Here is a 17,072-nt window from a genome sequence, read left to right as displayed (position 1 = left end):
GATAATAATAATACTTTTTGCAATAATATTAGTTAATATTATTATATTAATTTATTTCACATTAACTTTAATGAATCACTTCACAGTCTTGACTTCTAAAATTAAAAATACTAAATTAAATATATAGTATAAAAATATGCACTAGGGGTGTTTTCAAACTGAGATGGAGTCTTACTCCAAACCCTTTGAACCTGAACTAGATGGTACTAGCGTAGGAAAGTGTGGATGAAATTGTAGATAACTTGATTAAGGTCTAGATATGTCATGCCTTATTTCATATAAACTCACATCTATCATTTACGTAACTTTTCTATAGTGAAGGTTGCGTATTTTTTACTTTAAAAAAGTGACAGAGGTGACCGCCAGACAACTTTATCATAGTAGCGAAAATGTCATGTTGAAATAAGCATTGTCTGAGAGAAGCTTAGACTAGTAGCATTGTAGAAAATTCATTTTATTTATCCAATTTATTTATCCATATAATAGAAATTAACGTAAAGTCGGTGATGCTAACTTAGGGGCGTCACCGACTTCTTTATTGCAATTAAAAAGAGCGAGACATTCGTCTCACTCTTTAAACGACTCAACTATTAATATTTATAAGGGTCGTTATCTTTTTTATCTTTCAATTTGTCCGCTTCATCACGTACAAAGTCGTTATCTTTATGATCATGTCGATCTTTATCAAAATCATTTAAATCTTTATTTGCTTCATCTTGATATCTATCACTACGAGAACCAAATTGACTACGTTCTTCATTGTCATGATTATGATTGTGCACTTGATTTTGATTAAAGTTATTGTCTTTACGGTCATCTGAAGACCAATCTACATCATTACGACGGTTAAAGTCTTCATCTGAACGATGTAAGTCATCACGACGATTAGACTCTTGATAATCATTACGCTCTAAATTAGAACGGTCACGTTTATTGTCATAACGATTATTATCATTATGATTTGATTGCTGATGACTACCATTATGAACATCATCATTAGAATAATGTTCTTTAATGTCTCTTTGTTCTTTCGCTTTGTCTTCTTCATCTAAGATGAAGGCATTATTTTTAGCGTTAACATCTTTATCATCATGATAATTGTCATAACGGTGATCATGGTCGTGATTACGTTCATGGTCGCGATTTGCGTTGTTCTGACGGTTGTCATCAAACTCATTGTTATGACGATCGTTATATCTGTCATCATGACGGTTATCACGATCATGATCGCGTCGGTCATCATTTTGGTCATCATGATCATGATTACGACTATTATTATGGTTGTTATTATCATAATAGCCATTAGCATAACTATCTTTTTTCTTACCTTTTCTTACAAGTAGCATAATACCAGCTACGATCCAAAGAATAACACTAATCCAGTTAGACATTAATGCAATTAGACCTGCAATAATTAGTAAGATACCTGCAATTTTAGGTTTTTTACTAATTAAAATACCGCCAATAATCGCTAAAATCAGTGAAATTACAGCACCCCAAGTTAAGAAACTAAAGAAACTACCTAAAACATCAATACCTTGATTCAATTCTGAAGTAGATACTGAGTTACCTTGCTTTTGAGATTCACTAATCATTTGATCTTTAAAGTTACTATTTCCCATTAAAGGTTTAAGAACTAAGAACATGATTGCAACTAACGCTTGCAATACAACCCCTAACCAAGTAAGGATATGTTCAACTGTGCGTTTAATCTTGTTATTTTGCGTGTGATGTGATGTATAATCGTTTGTTTGATTAGCCATTTTTACGCCTCCTTTTTTGTTGTATACCCTACCGATGATTAGGTTACACTTAATTTTTAAAAAGTATGGCAAATTTCTAATACTTGATTTAGTGATACCGATTAACAATCATGTAATAAATACGCGATGTAATCCAATACATTAAGGCATACATAGCAACAATCGAAATAATAACACCGACATAACTTGTCACAAACACACCAACATGATTAACATTTAGAATACCTAAAACGTTAAATATTATTTTTGAAGCAAAGAGGACATGAATCGTGGCGACAATAATCGGCAATGCAAATATCCATATAATTTGTTTATTAATGGTATCTTTAATTCTGTCGTTGTCTATACCAACGTGCTGCATAATTTGGTAATTCTTACGATCCTCATAGCCTTCTGCAACATTTTTATAATACATCATTAAGAATGTGCCAATGAAAAGAATGATAGACACTACCGTTCCAATAAAGATAAGTCCTCCATTGATTTCATACAACGTGCCTGCCACTTCTTTTTTATCATCAATACTCACTTTATAGCGTTGCATTAATGTATTTTTCAACTTATCAAAGTCAGATGTATGCTTTGTCATGATGTTAAAATGCATAAATGTATTTTGAACTTTTTGCGTGCCATGATGGTCGTTCTTATCAGCATTGACATAATAATTGGTTAATTGTTGGAATGTCTTATCATCTGGAGTAATAATAGTTAACGATCCTGGAACTGGATAGGAATAGTTATGACCATCTATTTGTTTAATATTAAATTTGTCCCCCATCATTGTTGCAGTTCTTAATTTTTTAAAAGGTTGATTTAAACTTTCAAATCCTAATTCCCCATGTCTCAACTTAACCTTCTTCGTGTTTAGCTCATTATAATCGTGTTGTGTCATAATCACGAGATAGGCACTATTAATCGTCATATTATAATCTTTATTATTGCGATGTTTAAATAATCCTGGTTGTTTGTAATCCACCGCAATCAGTGAAACTGCATTCTTTTTAAAGAAATCAACTTTAGCATGATCTTTAATATCACGTTCCAAACGACGCACTTTCTCCTGCGTCTTCTTATTATTGTGAAGATTTCCATCTATTGAAACTCTATATTGATCCGACATAATAGAATCGACCTGATCCGATATCCCTCGATAAGTTGAAATCGTCATACCCACAGTAACAATTAGAAATGTACATAACATCGTGATGCTTGCAAGTCCAATCGCATTTGAATTCATCCTAGACTGCAATCCTGAAATGGTAAAAAAGTATTTGGGATTATAATACATTTTAGGGATTCGTTTTAACCAATCTAATAGTAAAACGCCTAACGATAAATATAAGCAATATGTCCCAATCATAACCAAGCCAATTGCACCGAACAAATCATATAACGAGCGTAATACCATTTGATTAGAGAGCGCAATGTGATAACTGCTAAATAACGTAACAATTCCAATAACTAGTAATGCGTATAATACAAATTTGGGTAACTTTCTTTCAGCTCTCTGACGTTGATGTATTAATTTAATAGGACTTTGGAATAATATTTTTAAATTGTTAATCAAGAATAAAAATAACATCACCGCTGCTAAAATAATTAAAGTAATGCACATCGCTTTCACATTAAAGGGATAATCTAATAGCGACATGCCCGTTTGATGCATCAATCTATTCATAAGCATAAAGATTAATACGCCAAAGAGATAGCCACCAGTTATACTGATAAGCGCAATTAAAACATATTGATATACCATCTCGATGAGCATAATCATCCGGAAATGTTTCTTCTCCATTCCGAGTATCATGTTCATCGCAAGTTCCTGTTGACGTCGTTTCATCATGAAGCGGTTAGCATATAAGATAAATATAAAACCCAAGACACTCATAAAGAAATTTCCTACACCAATAAATATAGGTAATAGCTGACTTCGTTTTTGGACGTAGTCATTCATATTTAAAGATAATAGAATGAATTCCGTTGCGAACATGATGCTCAGTGCTAATATAAAAGGCATGATCACATGTCGCTGCATCTTGAAGTTTTGAGCAATCATCTTCCAGAGCATATGTATGGTCATGTTAGTACCCACTTTCATTCAGAATAGCCAAACTATCAGCGATACGCTTTTGAAAATCTTGTTGCGATTCTTCCCCTCGGTAAATTTCATGATACAAACGTCCATCTTTAATAAATAATACTCGTTTAGCATAAGACGCATCGATAGTTGAATGAGTTACCATTAATATCGTTTGCGTATTATCATTAATTTCTCGAAACAGCGTCATGATTTGTTTCGAAGTCTTAGAATCGAGCGCACCGGTCGGCTCATCGGCAAGCAGTAAATCCGGTTCATTGATTAAAGCTCGACCAATCGCAATCCGTTGTTGTTCACCACCAGAAACTTGATACGGATATTTAGAAAGTAATTTCTCTATACCTAATTTAGAACTTAGCGCATTCATACGCTGTTCCATTACTTTATGTGAACGGTTAGCAAGCACAAGTGGCATTAAGATGTTATCTCGATTCGTCATAGTTGGTAAGACATTGAAATCTTGAAAAACAAAGCCAAGGTTATCACGACGGAAATGCGCAATTTGCTTATTACGTAGCTTACGAATATCTTGATTGTTAATAGTGATGTTGCCTTCAGACACTTTATCAAACGTTGCAATTAAGTTTAATAATGTGGATTTACCTGAACCCGACTCACCCATAATGGCTACAAATTCTCCCTTATCAACTGTAAATGAAATGCCATTCAGCGCAGTAGTCGCATTTAACCCCCTGCCAAACGTTTTCTTTACATTTTTAACGTCTAATAACATTGCTTCACCCTCGCTCTCTTTAATTATTTTTTATAAAATGGCCACAATGAAATGTAATCCAATAATTGAAAAATAGCAGACCTCAGGTTCCTTTTGTTATCTCTATCATAAAACAAAAAAACGCCAACAACATTGATAATTTCTTACAAATGTTGTTGGCTAGCTTACAATATTGAAAGTTTAATTATTTTTCGGAAAATAAATACTAAATGCCGTACCTTTGTTCAACTCAGACTGTACATCTACATAATGATGTAAATGTTGAGAGATATGTTTAACAATAAACAATCCAATGCCTGATGAATTAGCATTCAATCGACCATTATATCCTGAATAGCCTTTATCAAAGATCTTCGGTAAGTCAGCTTGACTAATTCCGACGCCATTATCACGAATAGTCAATACTTGCTGTTGTTGGTCAAACGCAATCCAAATATCTTTGCCCCGTGCATACTTCAATGCATTATTAAGAATTTGTTCAATCATTATTGAACACCATTGTGCATCCGTCAGAATCTCATTTTCACAACGTTCATAATGGATTTTCGTCTTCTGATCAATAAATTGAATAGAATATTTCATGATTAATGGACGAACAATATCGTTAATTTTCACTTTTGAAAAGGACATATCCGTTTCCTGGTTCATCAATTTTAAATAACTTAACGCTAAACTTGTATAATTATCAATTTGAATAATTTCTTGACGCACGCGATTAACGACATTATCTTCATTACGCTCTAGTAATAATTTAGATGCTGTAATAGGTGTCTTCATTTGATGAACCCACGTTAAGAAGTAATTCTCCACATTAGCTTGATATTCCGTTTGATCACTTTTCACCTGTTGCAATTCATGCTCTAGTTCATGAATAGTATCTGCCATCTGTACTTGTTCTTTAAATCCACTTAATTGAACTAACCAATAAATTATCATGATGAATAGCATAATTCCGGCGCCTAATAGAAACGCACTCAATGGCAGATTAAATAGAAAGAAGATAAGTAAGAATAATAATATACATGTAATAACTATAATGATTTCATTTAATATCGATTTAATAAAAGCTTTCAGCATAATTAAGACACCTTATATCCCACATTCTTCTTAGTTTCAATTAAATCTACAACACCTATCGATTGTAATTTCTTACGCAATCGTGTCATATTGACCGCTAAAGTATTGTCATCTATAAAATTCTCAGACTCCCAACACTTCTCAATCAATGCGGTACGGCTAACATACTTACCCTCATTACGGAACAACATATTTAAAATTTGTAATTCAGTAAAGGACAATTGAACCGATTCGCCTTCATGGTAAAGTGTTGCTTCATCTACAACAAGTTTGCAATCTTTAACAGTAATTTCATTATTAGACACTGCTAAATCATACGTTCTCCGTAATAATGCTTGAATCTTAGTTACCGTTAACGATAAATTAAATGGTTTCTCGATAAAATCATCGCCGCCCATTTGAATTGCCATAATTTGATCCATATTGTCGGTTCTTGAACTAATAAACATAATCGGCACATTAGAAGTCTTACGTATCTCCTGACACCAGTGATAGCCATTGAATGTCGGTAGATTGATATCGAGCAACACGAGTTGTGGTTGATTTGCATTAAATACGTCGATAATATTATCAAATTGTTTAGCCACGATGACCTCATAATTCCATTTCGATAACTCTTGCTCTAAACTTTCTGCAATGACAAAATCATCTTCCACGATGAATACTTTCATATTGCTCACCTTTCATTACTAATGATTTATTAAGCTTTGTGGTCGTCATCATATTCAGGATTTGAAACTTTATTCTTTTCCTTTTCAAATTCTGCTTCTTTTTGTTCAGTTTTCTTTTTACGTTTACGTTCTTCCATTATTGATAATGCGATAAATCCAATGATGAGTAGTGGTGATAACATTACAAATATCATCGATTGAACACCTCTATATTTTATATTTGATTGATACATCGTCTTAGTCTTCATTTTACAACTTTACTTATAAAATGAACATCAAAAAACTGAAGCGATACCGAAATAATGACTATTTCAACGTACCGCTTCAATTATAATAAAGATTATAAATTTAATTACGACTCATAAGTACAGATTATACATTACTTTTTATTTAAGATGTAAGTTCTAATATCTTCTATTGAAATACTGTCATATATTTGTGTTTTGACATCTCCTATCTTAGCTACTCTCAACATACTTCCACCATAGCTCTTTGGAGAATATTGCTCCCAATAGTCTAATTGTTCAAATAGCTCTTTCAATGTTTCCATAAGATTTACCACCTTTTCTAAATTTGGGTAAATAAAATAGCCCTCCTTAAATAAGAAGCGCTCACGGACATCTTCTTATCTTTCAGGAACTCCTGTTGGATTTAGCACCTCACGTCAAACGCAGTTGCTGGAGTTTCATAGGGCCAATTCCCTCCACTCACTCTTAATAAGACGAACTATTTTATTTATTGGTATTATAACTCACTTTTAACAATTATAAAAGTAAAACGTTTACAATATATGATAAAACTAAATATAAAATAAATTCTATTCATTAATAATTGTTTACAATTACTTTACTTAAAAATAACTTTATACTAACTGAAAATCAAATTAAATTTCTTAATATGAATAGTGTAACAACTACACAATATACATATTAGGGGGCTTTTTTTAAAATGAGTTTCATCAACAAATTTGGTAAAACGACAGTAGCAAGTTCAATCTTAGCTGCATCTGTATTAGGGACAACACACGTGTCATTCGCGTCAGGTTCTGGCGAAGGTAACCAAGGCCAACAAGGACAAAATGAAGATTACATGGCCATTGGTAACACAAAGAATCCTAAAAACGTTATTTTCATGGTCGGCGATGGTATGGGACCTGCATACAATTCAGCTTATCGTTACTATGCTGACAATCCAAATACTAAAGAATTAGATCAAACTGCATTTGACAAATATTTAAAGGGTACTAACCGTACTAACCCTAATGACCCTAAAGAGAACGTAACAGATTCAGCTGCAGGTGGTACAGCCTTTGCAACTGGTTACAAAACATATAATGGTGCAATTTCAGTAGATAATAATAAAAAGCCATTAAAATCCGTTCTAGAAAAAGCGAAAGAACTTGGCAAATCAACTGGTATTGTGACAACTGCTGAAGTAACTGATGCAACACCAGCCGTGTATGCTGCACACGTTGATGACCGTGATAAGAAAGACGAAATCGCGCAACAGTTTTACAATGACAAAATTAATGGTCAACATAAAGCTGATGTTATTTTAGGTGGCGGTTCTAAATACTTCGGTAAAGAAAATGGTAATTTAACGGATAAGTTCCAAAAAGACGGTTATGATTATGTAACAAACAAAGATGAACTTGCTAATTCACAAAGTGATCAAGTATTAGGTTTATTCTCTGAAAAAAATATGCCTTTACAAATCGATGCACCACAAAGTAATCCATTATTAGTAGATATGGAAAACAGTGCCTTATCTAAACTAGAAAAGAATGATAAAGGTTTCTTCTTAATGGTCGAAGGTGCGTCTATCGATAAATCAGGACACCCTAACGACATTACTGGTGTTATGTCAGAAATGGGCGGATTTGAAAAAGCTTTCCAAAATGCAATAGACTACTCAAACAAACACAAAGACACTTTAGTTGTAGCAACTGCCGATCATTCAACTGGTGGTTTATCAATTGCTAAAGGGAAAGATTACGTATGGAATCCAGAAGCAATTCATAAAATGAAACACTCTGGTAGCTACATGACTAAACAAATTGCTGATGGCAAAGACCCAGAAAAAGTTATTAACGACGGCTATGGTTTCGAATTCCCTTCTAAACAAATGGATAAAGTTAAAGACGCTGCTAAAGAATTGAAAGAAGCTCAAGATAAAGCTAAAAGTGAAGACGATGAAAAAGTAGCTGCAGCAACTACTAAACTTCAAGATGCGATTCAAAAACCAATCAACGATGAATCTCACACTGGTTGGACTACTTATGGTCATACAGGTGAAGACGTAAACACATATGCACATGGACCAAGTGAAAATAAATTTGCTGGTAATAATGATAATACAGATAGTGCAAAAAATATCTTTGATTTCTTTAATAACGATGTAACATCTAATCAAAACCAACAATAATTAAGACTAAAAATTTAAGTATAATAAAGGTTAATTGCAATTTAAAAGCACTTTGTCAATGATTTATATCATCGACAAGGTGCTTTCATTTAGTTAAGATTTAAGTTTTCTTTTAATTTCTCATTAACTTCTTTTAGACTATTTTTATCAGGATAGAAGTAGTATAGATTGTCATCACCCAGTGCGTTTTGACCGTTAATTGTTAAACGTTCTACATTGTCTTGTGCTTTATCATAGTCAGATTTGAAGCGATTTAACTGTACGAAGCTTAGGTCTGTTTTCAAATTATCTTGAGCAGCTTTGAATATACCGTTTAATTTAGTTACTGAGTTAACAGAGAATGCTTCTCTAGCAACTGCAGTAATCACTTGTTGTTGACGCAATTGACGACCTTCATCGCCACCAGCACCATCTTCCTTACGACTACGCATGTAAGTAAGTGCTTTATCTCCATCCATATGATATTTTTGCCCTTTTTCAAATTTGTACCCATGGAATGTGAACGTAGCATTACTTGTAATATCTACGCCATTTAATTCATCAACAACTGTTTTAACTCCATCCATATTGATAGCTATATAATGATCAACTGGCACATCCATTAATTCTTCTAATGAATTTACAGCCATTTTAGGACCACCATATGCATAAGCATGGTTAATTTTTTCGGTAGTTCCATGTCCAACAATTTTAGCACGTGTATCACGAGGCACACTTACCATTACAGTTTTTTTATCCTCTGGGTTAATTGACATCAAGACGATAGAGTCACTACGTTGCCCGAGATTTTCTTGCTGTCTTTCAGCATCGTCATCTATACCGTAAAGCACAACCGTCATAGGGTCTCCCTCTTTTGCTGCCTTTTTTCTTAATTGGGAATGATCTCTATCTAAGGATTCATTAATTGAATTATTTAATGAATGTAATTTCGTAAAGACAAAAATAGCTGCAGCAACAATAAGTACTAATAATATAATCAGTATTGTAATAATTACTTTAAAAGTAGTTGATTTCTTTTTTTTCATAATAATTAATCACTCATTTTTTATAGACTTTTAATAATTTCAATCACTCGTGTTTGCTGCTCATCTGTCATATCAGAACCTGATGGTAAACATACTCCATGGTCAAATAAATGGGCACTGTTATCTATACCATCAACCATTATATAATCATAAGATTCAAAGTATGGTTGTAAGTGCATTGGTTTCCATACTGGACGTGCTTCAATATTATTTTTTTGAAGTGCATCAATCAATTCTAACGCGCTAAAGCCTGTTTTATTCTCATCAATCGTTAATGCAGTTAGCCAACGATTGGATTTAGAATCGGGTAATTCTGGTTGGAAGTCAAAACCGTCTATATTACCAAAAGCTTCTTCATATTTTTCGAATATTTCACGGCGACGTTGAATACGTTGATCTAACACTTCCATTTGTCCTCTTCCAATACCTGCAGAAATATTACTTAAGCGATAGTTATACCCTAACTCACTATGTTGATAGTGAAGTGCTTTATCTCTCGCTTGTGTAGATACGAAAAGTGCATGGGCAATACGATTTTCATCATTTGAGATAAGCATTCCGCCACCACTTGTAGTGATGATTTTGTTTCCGTTAAATGAGAAAATTCCAAATTTACCGAAAGTACCACTTTTATGGCCTTTATAGTCTGCACCTAGTGACTCAGCTGCATCTTCAACTAAAGTAGTTTTGTACTCATCGCAAATTTCTTTAATTTCATCCATCTTAGCTGATTGACCATACAAGTTTACAGCAATAACTGCTTTAGGCGTAATTCCTTTTTCAGCGTATTTTTCAAAAGCTTTTCGTAAAGCTTCTGGAGACATATTCCATGAGTCCATCTCTGAATCAATGAAAACAGGAATAGCACCTTGATAGATAATAGGGTTAGCTGAAGCACTAAATGTTAAAGAACTACAAAATACGATATCATCTTTTTGAACGCCACTCTCAATTAACGCTAAATGAATAGCAGAAGTTCCGCTACCAACTGCAACTGCTGCATTAATTCCAACATAATTTTTAATACTATTCTCAAATTCTGTTACATTCTCACCTAATGGTGCAATCCAGTTTTTGTCGAATGCATCATGTATGTAATCTAATTCAGTACCACCCATATGTGGTCTTGACAAGAATATTCTTTCTTCTTCCACTTATATTCACTCCTTAATTTTTGCTGGCGTTCCTATGACTGTTGATTCTGTTTTAACATTATTTATGACTGTTGCACCTGCTCCCACAATACATCTTTCACCAATTTCAATCAACGGTATTACAGCAGCATTAATTGCAATGTGTGATGCCTCGCCTACTTTAACACCACCTGCTAATGTAGCATTAGGTGAAATATGAACATAATCACCAATTTGATTATCGTGTTCGACTATTGCGCCTGTGTTGATTATGACATGCTTTCCAATTATAGAGTCCGCATTTATCACCGCATTAGGCATTACAACCGTTCCGTAACCAATCTTCGCACTAGGACTCACAACTGCTGTTGGATGAATTAATGTTGCATATTGATCAATTTTAACTTCTAATTTATGAAAAAGTTTTTGACGAATATGATTACTTCCAATAGCAATAATAAATGAATACAAATCTTTATATTGTTTCATGTTATCTAAGTTGTCATAAAATATATCATTATCTGTGTAATATTCATCAATAGCGTTATCAAGATAACCTGCGACATGATATTGATTTGTCGTCTCAATTATATCTTTGATGACTTTTGAATGGCCGCCTTTGCCAATGATAATAATTGGTTTACTCATCATACATTACCCTTAAACTTTTCGGCGGTTACATGATTCGGCGCATTGATATCTTTACGTTTTAATATATTAATTATTGTCTTATAAATAATATACATATCTAATTTAAACGATTGATTTTCAGCATACAAAACATCTAATTTAAACTTTGCATCCCAAGTAATTGCGTTGCGTCCATTGACCTGAGCCCAGCCTGTAATTCCTGGTTTAACATTGTGTCGCTTTTTTTGTTCATCATTGTATAAAGGTAAATATTCCATCAATAAAGGTCTAGGACCTATCAAACTGATGTCTCCTTTTAACACATTAATCAATTGTGGTAATTCATCAATACTAGATTTTCTTATAAAAGTGCCTACAGGTGTCATGCGTTGATCGTCTGGAAGTAATTCTCCATTTTCATCTCTTTTATCAGACATAGTACGAAATTTATATATCTCGAATGGTTCTCCATATTGACCGGGGCGTGTTTGTCTAAATAAAACCGGTTTGCCTAATTTTTTTGCAATAACTATAGCTGCAGTTAATGTGATAGGCGCTGATAATATTAATCCTGAACCACTCACAGCTATATCGAACAAACGTTTGATCATAACTCGTCCCTCCTTTTCATTAATTTGTTTTAAACAGGAAGTTTGTTTTTGTAAATAGTTTCTAAGTGTTCCCAAATGACTTCATTTCTAAACTTTTCTTCTACATTTTTTCGACCGTTAATACCTAACTGTTCTTTTTGTTGAGGATGGGTAATCAAATAATCAATCCTATCAAAGATTTGTTGATAATTACCTTTATCCACTAAAAAACCAGTGAAATTATCAACTAATGTATCTTTTGCTCCAGTTACATTATTTACTATAACTGGCACTTCAACGGCTTGTGCTTCAATGCTCACATTTCCAAATCCTTCACGATATGTAGGGAAAAGTAAAACATCCATAATGTTATAATATCTTACTGTGTCATTTACATGACCTGTCATGATAATATCTTGATCATTTTGTAAGTATTTGAACTCATCTTCACTAATTGAATCATCTTTTTCAATAGGACCAACTATCGTTAACTTCACATTTTTATGTTTTTTCTGTACTAATTTAAAAGCTTCAATCACTTCATGAATCCCTTTATCTTTTACGATACGACCAACAAATCCAATTACAAAGTTTCCTGATATTTTTTCTTTAATGTCGTTAGGTATAGAAACGTTATCTTTCCTGAAGTTATCTATGTTAATACCATTAGAACTACCATAACCTAAAACCTTAATATCTTTTTGTTTTGCTAAACCTAATTCAACTATCTTATCTTTTAAACTATCAGAAATTGCGATAATATCAGTTGAACAATGCATTGCCAATTTTTCCATGGCATAAAGAATTTTGTATTTCAAACCAGTTACAGTTTCCAATCTTAAACCGCGAACAGTATAGATACGTACTGGTCTACGTGTTATAAATGCTGCTAGTGTACCAATTAGACCAGCTTTCGGCGTGCCTGAATTAACAATGTAAGGTCTTTCTTTTTTAAAAAGTTTAATCATATTAAATAATGACTTTAAATCGTTTTTCAAAGATATTTCTCTTTCCATGTTAACTACATGTGTAATATCAGAAGAATACGTATTTTGCTCTGGTCCCTTAGATGATACAACATGTACATCTAAACCTTTATCTCTTAAATACTCAATTTGACCTTTCATCAAAGTGATACTTTTCGAGACCGTTACTAATTGAAATATTTTTTTATTAGTCATCCAATCACCTTATATATAGGATTTTATAATCTCCAAAGACCTTTATTTCCGATTTCATTTTCTCCAATAATACCTTTAATATCCAGAACAACACCATTATCTTTAACAAGTTTTAAATAGTCTTGTTTATTATCAACGTAATCTTTATGTGCAACTGCAAATACTATTGCATCTGCTTGAGGTAATTCATTTTTATCTTCTAAATTTATATTATAAAATCTTTGTGCTTCTTCTTTATCTGATTCAACATCATTAACGTGAACGTCTAAACCGTAGTCTTTTAATTCTTTGATGATATTAATCACTTTTGTATTTCTTAGGTCAGGACAATTTTCTTTGAATGTTAAACCTAAAACGTTAACAGTTGCACCTTGTACTTCTAAACCTTGTTTTAATAAGCCTTTAATGACATTTGAAGCAATAAATTTAGACATATCATCGTTTATACGACGACCAGCTAATATTACTTCTGGATGATGACCAACTTCTTGAGCTTTGTGTGTTAAGTAATAAGGGTCAACACCAATACAATGTCCGCCTACTAAGCCTGGCTTGAAGTTTAAGAAGTTCCACTTAGTACCTGAAGCACGTAGTACTTCGTTAGTATCAATATCTAACTTATCAAAAATCAATGCTAATTCATTCATTAATGCAATGTTTACATCACGTTGTGTATTTTCAATCACTTTTGCTGCTTCTGCAACTTTAATTGATGAAGCTTTATGAACGCCAGCTGTTACTACTGAGCCATAAACATCCGCTGCTACTTCTAAAACTTCAGGAGTTTGACCAGAGACAACTTTAGTGATAGTTTCAAATGTATGTACTTTATCACCTGGATTGATTCTTTCTGGAGAATAACCAACAAAGAAGTCTTTACCACATGTTAATCCTGATTCTCTCTCAAGTACAGGAACACAGTCCTCTTCAGTCGCTCCAGGATAAACTGTTGATTCATAAACTACAATTGTATCAGGTGTTAAAACTTTACCTACAGTTTCGCTGGCTTTCAACAATGGAGTTAAGTCCGGTTTATTATTTTTATCAATAGGTGTAGGTACTGCAACAATAATAAAGTCTGCTTTTTTAAGATCTTCTGAATTTGACGTAAATTTGATATCAGTATTTTTTAAACCTTCAGTTGTTACTTCGTTTGTTCTATCATAGTTATCTTTTAATTCTTTAATTCTATTTTCGTTAATATCAAATCCAATAACTTGATGTACTCTTCCGAAAGTAACCGCTACTGGCAATCCAACATATCCTAAACCTACTACTGCAATTTTTCTATCCATCTTAAAATCTCCTTTATCTGTAATATTCTAAATACCAATCTATAAATTTATTTACCCCATCCTGAATTGATGTTTCTGGCTTAAAGTCGATGTTATTAAATAAATCATCTACGTTGGCATAAGTTTCAGGAACATCTCCAGGTTGTAAATCCATATAGTTTTTCTTAGCTGTTTTACCAAGTTTATTTTCAATTGCTTCAACAAATTCCATTAAACGAACTGGACTATTATTACCAATGTTATAAATTTTATATGGTGCGTAAGATGAACTTGGATCAGGATTAGCACCAGACCATTCTGGATTTGGTTTAGCCGGTTTTTGAATTAATCGACTAATCGCTTCGACAATATCATCAACATAAGTGAAGTCACGCATCATTTTTCCATGATTATATACATCAATTGTTTCGTCATTTACAACAGCTTTAGTGAATTTGAATAGTGCCATATCTGGTCGACCCCATGGTCCATATACTGTGAAAAATCTTAAACCTGTTGTCGACAAATTATATAAGTGACTATAAGTGTGTGCCATTAATTCATTAGATTTCTTAGTTGCTGCATACAAACTTAAAGGATGATCAATGTTGTCAGATGTTTTAAACGGTTTATTTGTATTGGCACCATAGACAGAGCTAGATGATGCGTAAATTAAATGTTTAACATCATAGTGACGGCAACCTTCTAAAATATTCATAAATCCAACAATATTTGAGTCAATATATGCTCTAGGGTTTTCAATACTATATCTAACACCAGCTTGAGCAGCCAAGTTAACGACTACTTCTGGTTTTTCATCCTCGAATATTTTGTCTACTTTTTTATGATTTTCTAAATCAACTTTATAAAAAGTAAAGTGCTCATCTCCGATTGACTTTAGTCTGTCCTCTTTTAATTGAACAGAATAATAATCATTAATATTGTCGATGCCAATTATTTCATAACCTTGACTAATTAGTTTCTTTGCTAGAGTTGATCCGATAAAACCTGCTACACCAGTTATTAATACTTTCATCATGTATTGACCTCCTTGATTTTCTTGATTGGAACACCTGCATATAAGCAATTAGGCTCTGTACTTTTATTAACGACCGCGCCTGCTCCAATAATGCACCTTTCACTAATTCTATTGCCACCCAATACCCTTACTCCTGCAGCTATCCAAACATCATTTTCAACAGTGATTTTTTTAGACTCGATACTATTAAACTTTATTGGTGTTTCCACATCTTGCCATGTGTGCTCGGATGATATCAAAGTACTATGGTTTGCTACTGACACATTATTGCCAATCTCTATACCTCCATAAGCATCTATGTAGCAATATGAGTGTATACTTACATCATTTCCTAAAACTAATCTATGGATGTTTTTTAAGATGACATATTTACCAATATATATATTAGAACCAGCGCTTTTAGTATATTTTTTCAAATATAATCGTCTATAAATAATTGAAGGTAATGAATCACTTATTAGTGAAATATCCCACAGTAAATTGCATACTGGTTTCGGAATAATATTGTATGGAATTTGCAACAAATTGAATAATTTATTCTTAGACAGGTTAATCAATTAATCCTCTCCTTTTAAACTTCAATTTGTAATAGTAATACAGTAATAAAGCGAATGGTGTTAATACTAGTGAAGTTATGAATTTTTCAGTATCTTTGAATCTATATTTAGGATTTAAACCTGTATCTATCCAAGATATGTCATAAAGTAGGTAATTGATTAATTTATCTTTATTGGTTGGTAATTGTCTATGAGCTAATTTGCGATATTCGCAATAGTTTTCAGCTGATTTAAAGTAATTTGTTTTAACCTTACTACTAATACCATCTTCTTGATATTCAACATATTTTGTATTGATATTAGACAAATAACAATCGTATAATTCACTAAATTCAAACCATTGATAAGACGGTGGCATATGCTTAGAACTCCCATATTGAGGAAAAGTCATATTTCTAATAATACTAGTTTTAAATACATAACATTTATCATGTCTAACCTTATATTTATAACGTAAGTCTACCCAATTTACTTTTTCAATATTAGGTAATTTTTCTCCAACAACGTCGCCATTTTCATACGTATCTAATGTGATTAATGCTTTCATATCCTCATTGTTTTTAAATTTTTCATTAAATACTTGAACCGCATTTGGATAAAACCAATCGTCACTATCTAAAACAACAAAAATGTCTCCTTTGGCGGCTTTAAGTCCAACATTAGACGCTATATGCTTACCTCCATTATTTTGGTAAATATAACGTATTGGAAATTTTTCGTCCTTAAAAGTTTCTATCAAATTAGATGTATCATCTGATGACCCATCATCCACAATTAACCATTCAAAATTATAATCTGTCTGATTTAATAATGATTCGTAAAGTCTAGGAAGTGTGTGTGCTCTGTTAAAAGTAGGAGTAAAGATAGTTAACATTTT

The 17,072-nt window shown here is 32.7% G+C and carries 17 protein-coding genes and 2 riboswitches; of the genes, 1 reads left to right on the top strand and 16 read right to left on the bottom strand.

What is annotated here, in order from left to right; translation table 11 throughout:
* Positions 1 to 133 precede the first annotated feature (133 nt).
* A riboswitch (TPP riboswitch) is annotated at positions 134 to 235 on the top strand.
* Between the two features lie 355 nt (positions 236 to 590).
* The 7 genes from EQ029_RS01595 to EQ029_RS12515 all read right to left on the bottom strand — a co-directional run bounded on the left by EQ029_RS01595 (position 591) and on the right by EQ029_RS12515 (position 6,892).
* Positions 591 to 1,763: a DUF4064 domain-containing protein gene (locus EQ029_RS01595; protein WP_057504853.1), complete on the bottom strand. Its 1,173-nt coding sequence runs from the start codon at positions 1,761 to 1,763 to the stop codon at positions 591 to 593.
* Positions 1,764 to 1,851: 88 nt separating this feature from the next.
* Positions 1,852 to 3,843, bottom strand: a complete 1,992-nt coding sequence (locus EQ029_RS01590) for an ABC transporter permease (protein WP_037570978.1) — start codon at positions 3,841 to 3,843, stop codon at positions 1,852 to 1,854.
* Between the two features lies 1 nt (position 3,844).
* Positions 3,845 to 4,594 (bottom strand): ABC transporter ATP-binding protein, encoded by a 750-nt coding sequence (locus tag EQ029_RS01585; protein WP_016930644.1) that lies wholly within the window; start codon positions 4,592 to 4,594, stop codon positions 3,845 to 3,847.
* Positions 4,595 to 4,774: 180 nt separating this feature from the next.
* Positions 4,775 to 5,671: a sensor histidine kinase gene (locus tag EQ029_RS01580; RefSeq protein ID WP_057504854.1), complete on the bottom strand. Its 897-nt coding sequence runs from the start codon at positions 5,669 to 5,671 to the stop codon at positions 4,775 to 4,777.
* A gap of 2 nt (positions 5,672 to 5,673) precedes the next feature.
* The gene (locus tag EQ029_RS01575; RefSeq protein ID WP_033079694.1) at positions 5,674 to 6,342 is read right to left on the bottom strand and encodes a response regulator transcription factor; all 669 of its coding nucleotides are present in this window, start codon (positions 6,340 to 6,342) and stop codon (positions 5,674 to 5,676) included.
* A gap of 29 nt (positions 6,343 to 6,371) precedes the next feature.
* Entirely contained in the window at positions 6,372 to 6,536 is a 165-nt protein-coding gene (locus tag EQ029_RS12520) for a hypothetical protein (RefSeq protein ID WP_011274729.1), read from the bottom strand.
* Between the two features lie 185 nt (positions 6,537 to 6,721).
* Positions 6,722 to 6,892 carry a hypothetical protein gene (locus EQ029_RS12515; RefSeq protein ID WP_169301455.1) on the bottom strand — a complete coding sequence of 57 codons (171 nt, stop codon included), beginning with the start codon at positions 6,890 to 6,892 and terminating at the stop codon, positions 6,722 to 6,724.
* Positions 6,893 to 6,964: 72 nt separating this feature from the next.
* A riboswitch (SAM riboswitch) is annotated at positions 6,965 to 7,065 on the bottom strand.
* A gap of 225 nt (positions 7,066 to 7,290) precedes the next feature.
* Here EQ029_RS12515 and EQ029_RS01570 point away from each other — a divergent pair.
* The gene (locus EQ029_RS01570; protein ID WP_049395422.1) at positions 7,291 to 8,766 is read left to right on the top strand and encodes an alkaline phosphatase; all 1,476 of its coding nucleotides are present in this window, start codon (positions 7,291 to 7,293) and stop codon (positions 8,764 to 8,766) included.
* An 89-nt stretch (positions 8,767 to 8,855) separates the two neighbouring features.
* Here EQ029_RS01570 and EQ029_RS01565 read toward each other — a convergent pair whose 3' ends face one another.
* Genes EQ029_RS01565 through EQ029_RS01525 form a run of 9 tightly spaced genes read right to left on the bottom strand, consistent with a single transcriptional unit; the run spans position 8,856 to position 17,069 of the window.
* Complete coding sequence (locus tag EQ029_RS01565) at positions 8,856 to 9,791, bottom strand: LCP family protein (protein ID WP_057504855.1); 936 nt, start codon at positions 9,789 to 9,791, stop codon at positions 8,856 to 8,858.
* Between the two features lie 20 nt (positions 9,792 to 9,811).
* A complete protein-coding gene (locus tag EQ029_RS01560; RefSeq protein WP_033079691.1) occupies positions 9,812 to 10,945 on the bottom strand; it encodes an aminotransferase class I/II-fold pyridoxal phosphate-dependent enzyme in 1,134 nt (377 codons plus the stop codon).
* Positions 10,946 to 10,951: 6 nt separating this feature from the next.
* On the bottom strand, positions 10,952 to 11,572 hold the full coding sequence (locus tag EQ029_RS01555; protein WP_033079690.1) for an acetyltransferase: 621 nt from the start codon (positions 11,570 to 11,572) through the stop codon (positions 10,952 to 10,954).
* Positions 11,572 to 12,165: a sugar transferase gene (locus EQ029_RS01550; RefSeq protein ID WP_033079689.1), complete on the bottom strand. Its 594-nt coding sequence runs from the start codon at positions 12,163 to 12,165 to the stop codon at positions 11,572 to 11,574. Before EQ029_RS01550 ends, EQ029_RS01555 begins: the two co-directional genes overlap by 1 nt.
* Before the next feature lie 29 nt (positions 12,166 to 12,194).
* Positions 12,195 to 13,325 (bottom strand): glycosyltransferase family 4 protein, encoded by a 1,131-nt coding sequence (locus tag EQ029_RS01545; protein WP_033079688.1) that lies wholly within the window; start codon positions 13,323 to 13,325, stop codon positions 12,195 to 12,197.
* A 23-nt stretch (positions 13,326 to 13,348) separates the two neighbouring features.
* Positions 13,349 to 14,620: a nucleotide sugar dehydrogenase gene (locus tag EQ029_RS01540; protein ID WP_033079687.1), complete on the bottom strand. Its 1,272-nt coding sequence runs from the start codon at positions 14,618 to 14,620 to the stop codon at positions 13,349 to 13,351.
* Between the two features lie 13 nt (positions 14,621 to 14,633).
* On the bottom strand, positions 14,634 to 15,635 hold the full coding sequence (locus EQ029_RS01535) for an NAD-dependent epimerase (RefSeq protein WP_033079720.1): 1,002 nt from the start codon (positions 15,633 to 15,635) through the stop codon (positions 14,634 to 14,636).
* Complete coding sequence (locus EQ029_RS01530; RefSeq protein WP_052064754.1) at positions 15,635 to 16,195, bottom strand: acyltransferase; 561 nt, start codon at positions 16,193 to 16,195, stop codon at positions 15,635 to 15,637. The genes EQ029_RS01535 and EQ029_RS01530 overlap by 1 nt, the downstream gene beginning before the upstream one ends.
* Entirely contained in the window at positions 16,188 to 17,069 is an 882-nt protein-coding gene (locus EQ029_RS01525; RefSeq protein WP_052064753.1) for a glycosyltransferase family 2 protein, read from the bottom strand. The genes EQ029_RS01530 and EQ029_RS01525 overlap by 8 nt, the downstream gene beginning before the upstream one ends.
* Between the last annotated feature and the right edge of the window lie 3 nt (positions 17,070 to 17,072).

Source organism: Staphylococcus haemolyticus (assembly GCF_006094395.1).
Classification (GTDB): domain Bacteria; phylum Bacillota; class Bacilli; order Staphylococcales; family Staphylococcaceae; genus Staphylococcus; species Staphylococcus haemolyticus.
Note: the sequence above shows the minus strand (reverse complement) of the source record. Positions and strands in the feature narration are given on the sequence as shown.

Coding starts and splice junctions, on each gene's coding strand:
- EQ029_RS01595 (WP_057504853.1), bottom strand. CDS start 1,763: ATGGCTAATCAAACAAACGATTATACATCACATCACACGCAAAATAAC.
- EQ029_RS01590 (WP_037570978.1), bottom strand. CDS start 3,843: ATGACCATACATATGCTCTGGAAGATGATTGCTCAAAACTTCAAGATG.
- EQ029_RS01585 (WP_016930644.1), bottom strand. CDS start 4,594: ATGTTATTAGACGTTAAAAATGTAAAGAAAACGTTTGGCAGGGGGTTA.
- EQ029_RS01580 (WP_057504854.1), bottom strand. CDS start 5,671: ATGCTGAAAGCTTTTATTAAATCGATATTAAATGAAATCATTATAGTT.
- EQ029_RS01575 (WP_033079694.1), bottom strand. CDS start 6,342: ATGAAAGTATTCATCGTGGAAGATGATTTTGTCATTGCAGAAAGTTTA.
- EQ029_RS12520 (WP_011274729.1), bottom strand. CDS start 6,536: ATGATATTTGTAATGTTATCACCACTACTCATCATTGGATTTATCGCA.
- EQ029_RS12515 (WP_169301455.1), bottom strand. CDS start 6,892: ATGGAAACATTGAAAGAGCTATTTGAACAATTAGACTATTGGGAGCAA.
- EQ029_RS01570 (WP_049395422.1), top strand. CDS start 7,291: ATGAGTTTCATCAACAAATTTGGTAAAACGACAGTAGCAAGTTCAATC.
- EQ029_RS01565 (WP_057504855.1), bottom strand. CDS start 9,791: ATGAAAAAAAAGAAATCAACTACTTTTAAAGTAATTATTACAATACTG.
- EQ029_RS01555 (WP_033079690.1), bottom strand. CDS start 11,572: ATGAGTAAACCAATTATTATCATTGGCAAAGGCGGCCATTCAAAAGTC.
- EQ029_RS01550 (WP_033079689.1), bottom strand. CDS start 12,165: ATGATCAAACGTTTGTTCGATATAGCTGTGAGTGGTTCAGGATTAATA.
- EQ029_RS01545 (WP_033079688.1), bottom strand. CDS start 13,325: ATGACTAATAAAAAAATATTTCAATTAGTAACGGTCTCGAAAAGTATC.
- EQ029_RS01540 (WP_033079687.1), bottom strand. CDS start 14,620: ATGGATAGAAAAATTGCAGTAGTAGGTTTAGGATATGTTGGATTGCCA.
- EQ029_RS01535 (WP_033079720.1), bottom strand. CDS start 15,635: ATGAAAGTATTAATAACTGGTGTAGCAGGTTTTATCGGATCAACTCTA.
- EQ029_RS01525 (WP_052064753.1), bottom strand. CDS start 17,069: ATGTTAACTATCTTTACTCCTACTTTTAACAGAGCACACACACTTCCT.